The following is a 3391-nucleotide window of genomic DNA, read 5'->3' as shown; positions in this document are numbered from 1 at the left end:
TGTGAAAAAATTTAAAAGACATGTAGCCCCAATAATTTATATAATCCGCCAATAAATACCCTAAGTTTTTTACTAAATTTTTGTCATTGAATCCGCGCGGATCAAAAACAAGTTTTGAGTCAAAAATACCCTTAGTGGTATGATAATAAGATTGGTGGAGTTTGTCAAGTAGTTTCTTTGTTTCATGCGCTACTAAAATGCAAGAAGTCTAATAAAAATCTCTAGTTTTTCAGTAAAGAAAAGTCTACAATTATAAAAGTCTCAAGAATGTACAATGTCCATTGCTTTTGAAATTACTATGGCTGTTCGCTATTTGCGGGCAAAAAATGCCAGATTTTGTTCTATAATGACTTTGTTTTCTATCATCGGTATTGCTCTTGGAGTTGCAACGCTAATAGTGGTAATGTCTGTAATGAACGGGTTCAGAGCAAAGTTGCTTGACTCAATACTTGGCATTAATGGTCATATCAATGTTTATTTTGATCAAAGCATAAATTCAGATTATTGCGCAGTATCAAAATCTATTGAGAAAATTCCAGGTGTATTAAAAGCTACTCCTATGACCAATGATCAAGTTATTATCATGGCAAATGGTAGAATTGCAGGTAGCGTAGTGCGGGGTGTGTCAGCTCAAGACTTATTTAATAATACTACTGTTACAAATAATGTAATTGTGGGTAATGTGAAAAAATTTGATGAAGGAATAATAATAGGGGCACGATTGGCAGAAGCTTTGAACGTTGATTATGGTGATAAAATTGTGCTTATATCACCTGAAAGATTTGATGCATTGTTTGATGAAATGCCGAGAATGAAAGCATATGAGGTTATAGCAATATTTGATATGGGTATGTTTGAGTATGATAGTACTTTAATATATATGCCCATAAAATCAGCACAGGCTTTTTTTAATTATAAAGATAGTATAAGGAATATAGAGGTGTTTGTAGATGACATTACTGGGGCTAATGAGCTAGCAAGTGCTATAAAAAAAGAAACAGGAATGGAAGCTGAAAGTTGGCAATTACAACATAGCCACTATTTTCATGCTTTAAAAACTGAAAGAAATGTGATGTTTTTAATTCTTACTTTGATTATAATTGTGGCAGCATTTAATATTGTCTCAAATTTAATGATGATAGTGCAAGAAAAGAAATCCGCGATTGCAATCATGCGTACATTTGGTGCAACAAGTGGAAGCATTATGCGCATATTTTGCACTTGTGGATTACTGATTGGCTTTACAGGAACTTGTCTTGGCTCTATCATAGGTGTTGTTTTTTCTCTCAATATTGAAAATATTAGAGTGTTTTTAGAAAATATTACTAACGTTAAACTACTGGATCCTATGATATACTTTTTTTCAAGTTTGCCAGTGATATTAGTTCCTCAAGATGTAGTGAATGTTTCTGCACTTGCATTGTTCTTGTCATTTTTAGCAACAATTGCTCCTGCATTGCAGGCAGCTGCACAAGATCCTGCGGAGATACTACGTTATGAATGATATTCAGCGACAGTATATAGGCTGGGCTTTAATTGTGTTATTATTTGCCAGTTATATTACGATAAATAACATAGTATTTTTAAAAATAAATCAGCGAGAAAGTGGAAACAATATTAAGGTTTTGACGGAAAACATAGATGATTTGAAAATGTTACTCGAAGTTAATCAATCTAGAATAGAAAAAAAGATATTTGACTTAAAGAGAAGTCTGCACACTCAATGTGAACAAGGTGATGGTAGTTCAAGGCATAAGAACCTCGCGAAATTGCTGTTATTTGTGATTAAAATGAAGAATTCGTTATTGCAAGAAGCAAAATTTGATAATCATATAAACGCAATGAAGCCTCTAATATCAGAGCTTGACGATCCAGAGATAGAAAATGCAGTAAGTGAATTGGAGAATTTGAAAGAGGTAGATACTTTACGTGAGTTGAAATTTTCTTTTGAGAAAACCATTGATACTGTCGATTATAACAAAAGTACACTATTTCAAAAAGTCATTTCAAACTGGGTAAAGATAAAAGATAAAAATGATCCATTAAGGGTAAAGTTAGCAGAAATCGAGGAGTCAATAAACGATAATGATTGGCAGAGTATAGCTACTACAGTGGGTGATTTAACACACCCAGAATTTAAGCAATGGATAAATAAATTGAATGGTTTTATTGTAGCTTCTAAGAATATTTCAATAATATATCATCACTTATTACAATATATCTCATGATTTATTTTATAATTTTCGCTCTCTCTTTTTTTGGCATATGGGTCAAAGTGAGTGGTGAAGTAATAAGATTAGAATTAGGTGGTTACACTATAAGTGTTGATCTATATTTCATTATTTTTGCTTGTGTAGTTTTATTGTTTTTATTAATTACACTTGCACGCTTTTGTTCTTCTATTTCATCAACATTTGCCAACATAAGAAATAGAAGAAGGGAGAGAGAAGAGCTACTTCTATTTGAAGCTTTGTTTAGCATAGACTTGGGCAATATGGAGAGCGCTCACAAGCTGGTTAAAAGTCTAAATGAGGAAATCGATAAGCTATCTTTAATAAAAGTCTTTAATTCAGGTAAGACGGGAAATTACAGCTTTTTCTGCAACGGTTTAACAAATATTGCAAATAAAAATCGCAACTTAGCTCTACTTCTGGCCAGTAAACTAATTGTCGATCTCAAACAAGAAAAGATAACCTTTCAAAGATTCATAGGGTATTGTTCTAGTTCGATTGATGATAAAATTCTGTCTATTCCCTTTCAAATAGAGCACTGCATATTACAAGAAGATTGGGGCAGCGCAATTTTGAAATTAAAGGAAGCTGCGAAGTTCAATATTTTTCTTCCCTTTGATTGCAAAAAAATGTTAGCGGTTCTTTATTGCGCTTTAGCAAAGCAATATGAAAGTAAAGGGAATTACAAGGAGGCTGTAAAGTCTTTATTTAGAGCACAAAGTTATTGTGCAACTTTTCAGCCCGTCAATTATTTAAAAGCAGAGTTGTATATTAGACTTGGAAAAATTAGAAAAGCTTCTGCGGTACTGGAGGCGGAGTATACAGTAAATCCCACTCCTCAATTAGCTAAAATTTACATCAGTTTAAATAATAAAGGTGCTGAAAGGCTATATAATTTGCGTCCTGATTATTATTTTAATCATTGTTTACTTGCTTCATCTTTAATTAGCTTGGGTAAATATGATATTGCAAGTCAACACTTAGATACTGCTATAAAGAAAGCTAATTACATGTCGATCTATCTTATTATGATGCAGCTCAAGGTTATATTACAAGAGCATGATCAAGTAATTTATTGGCTCAACAAGATGGACTCGGAAGCTTTGCCCGATCCATGCTGGGAATGTACGAATTGTAATCAAAAACTGAAACAATGGGAT

The 3391-nt window shown here is 32.8% G+C and carries 3 protein-coding genes; all 3 read left to right on the top strand.

All coding sequences use genetic code 11. From position 1 onward, the window contains the following. The first annotated feature begins 274 nt into the window (after positions 1-274). The gene (locus HET73_RS06560; RefSeq protein ID WP_174133464.1) at positions 275-1504 is read left to right on the top strand and encodes a lipoprotein-releasing ABC transporter permease subunit; all 1230 of its coding nucleotides are present in this window, start codon (positions 275-277) and stop codon (positions 1502-1504) included. Beyond that, positions 1497-2228: a hypothetical protein gene (locus tag HET73_RS06555; protein ID WP_174134228.1), complete on the top strand. Its 732-nt coding sequence runs from the start codon at positions 1497-1499 to the stop codon at positions 2226-2228. The genes HET73_RS06560 and HET73_RS06555 overlap by 8 nt, the downstream gene beginning before the upstream one ends. After that, on the top strand, positions 2225-3391 hold a 1167-nt coding region (locus HET73_RS06550; RefSeq protein WP_174134227.1), incomplete at its 3' end, for a heme biosynthesis protein HemY. The genes HET73_RS06555 and HET73_RS06550, both read left to right, overlap by 4 nt.

The organism is Wolbachia endosymbiont of Atemnus politus (genome assembly GCF_013309895.1).
Note: the sequence above shows the minus strand (reverse complement) of the source record. Positions and strands in the feature narration are given on the sequence as shown.